Consider the following 2,252-nt stretch of genomic DNA (forward strand, 5'->3'; position numbering starts at 1 on the left):
GCTGCGAGTACAAATTGAACAGGCGGAACGTGCTTATGACCTAAATAAAGCTGCCCAATTAAAATATGGCAAATTGGAGGGAGTGCAGCACGAGCGCGAAGCCAAAGAAGCGAGCCTTTTAGAAATTCAAAACCAAGGTTCCACCTTACTGCGAGAACAAGTCACCGAAGCCGATATTGCCGAAATCGTCGCTAAATGGACAGGAATTCCCGTCAATCGCCTATTAGAATCAGAACGGCAAAAATTGCTGCAACTAGAAAGTCATTTGCATCAACGAGTCATTGGGCAAGAAGAGGCTGTAGAAGCGGTAGCAGCCGCAATTCGCCGCGCCCGTGCGGGGATGAAAGATCCCTCTCGTCCCATTGGTTCATTTTTGTTCATGGGGCCTACAGGTGTGGGTAAAACCGAACTCGCCCGTGCTTTAGCTCAGTTTCTCTTTGATTCTGATGATGCATTGGTACGCTTAGATATGTCTGAGTATATGGAAAAACACTCAGTTTCTCGGTTAGTGGGAGCGCCTCCAGGATACGTAGGCTATGAAGAAGGCGGTCAGCTTTCCGAGGCGGTTCGTCGCCGTCCTTACTCAGTGGTGTTGTTGGATGAAGTGGAAAAAGCGCACCCCGATGTGTTCAATATTTTATTGCAGGTGTTAGACGATGGGAGAATTACTGACTCTCAGGGAAGGACGGTAGATTTTCGCAACAGCGTTATTGTCATGACCAGTAACATTGGTAGCGAACATATCTTGGATATATCTGGTGATGATTCCAAGTATGAAACAATGCGGAAGCGGGTAATGGATGCTTTGCGATCGCATTTCCGCCCGGAATTTCTCACCCGCGTCGATGACATTATTCTCTTCCATACCCTAAATCGCACGGAAATGCGGCAGATCATTCGTATTCAACTCAAGCGGGTAGAAAATCTCCTCCGCGAGCAAAAAATCTTTTTTGAGATATCCCAATCAGCTTGTGATTACCTTGTCGAAGCAGGTTATGACCCTGTTTATGGTGCCCGTCCACTCAAACGGGCAATTCAGCGAGAAGTAGAAAACCCCCTCGCTACCAAATTATTGGAAAATACTTTTATCTCTGGAGACACAATTATCATTGATAAAAATGAAAACGGTTTGTCTTTTAGCAAAAAACCACCTGTGAAAATTTCAGTAAATTCAGCTACTGTCCAGTTGCTGAAATCAACACCTGAATAATGAAAAAGCAGGGAGCAGGGGAGAAAAACCAGCAAAAAAGCGGTTGTTGCTCTCAACCAAGAGTGAGAAAAGAAGCAGCGGTGTTTCGCCCACAATTCCGGTTTGTACCTTTTCCTCTCCCTACCCCCTGCCCAGGGCTATTTCATTCTCATCTAGTCCGCCTCAGAATGAATTCTGAGTCTAATAGCGAAAGTAGTCTTTAGACGACTGAGAAAAGGTTATAGTCCGTTTTAACGGACTTTAGCTAAAAGCCTGTGAACTTCAGTTCTGGGCGGTTTCTGTCTAGAACGAAATAGCCCTACCCCCTGCCCTTATCAAACTAGAGACGTACCTTTACGGCGCGTTTCTAAATTTAGATTTTTCTAAAAATACCAACCCAGCCGTCTTTTGTGCCTAACCAGCCACCTGATATTAGGCATAACAATGTACTGGCAAAATCTACAAGTTGATAAAACTTTGTAGTCCAGCTTCTAACGTATTTTCCTCTCACAAAAGTCAATCGATACTGTCTCCGGCGAAACTTCAGGTCTGTTAAGCTAAGTTTATTTCGGGAATAATATTGAACTTGAGTAGCAGCTTTACCGAACACCATGATGATCGCAAGGGGGGAATACGGTTTAACATGGTCAAAATCATCATAAAAAGATTTAGTTAACAAGGGAGTAGCAATGATTAAATATCCACCCAACTTCAGTTTGTCAAGATAAGCATCCATAAAATCTTTTAAATCAGATGGATGAAAATGTTCAATAATATGAGACATTAGAATGATATCAAACTGGTCTGTATTCTGAGAAAACTCTTCTACTGTTATACAGTCCAGTCCTTGTTTTTTATTAGCTTCAACAATTTGGGGATTTGCATCTACACCTAACACTTCATAGCCAGATGAAGCAATTACTAGCATTTTATTACCATAGCCACAACCAACATCTAAAACCCGACATTCTTTCTGATGATTATTGGAGTATTTCTTAAGAAAACTTAGTATGATTGGCAAATCGTAATCATACTTAATAACTGAATAATAAATTTTTTTTAC

At 42.1% G+C, this 2,252-nt stretch carries 2 protein-coding genes; one reads left to right on the forward strand and one right to left on the reverse strand.

Annotated elements, in window-relative coordinates; translation table 11 throughout:
- Window positions 1-1,210 (forward strand): AAA family ATPase (locus tag LC574_RS36600; protein WP_229458520.1); only part of this gene is annotated, 1,210 nt, incomplete at its 5' end.
- 352 nt (window positions 1,211-1,562) lie between these two features.
- On the opposite strand, the gene LC574_RS36605 is transcribed toward LC574_RS36600, so the two are convergent.
- Window positions 1,563-2,252: bifunctional 2-polyprenyl-6-hydroxyphenol methylase/3-demethylubiquinol 3-O-methyltransferase UbiG (locus tag LC574_RS36605; RefSeq protein ID WP_229458522.1), on the reverse strand; the 690-nt coding region annotated here is incomplete at its 5' end.

This window comes from Nostoc sp. CHAB 5715 (assembly GCF_020829685.1).
Classification (GTDB): domain Bacteria; phylum Cyanobacteriota; class Cyanobacteriia; order Cyanobacteriales; family Nostocaceae; genus Nostoc.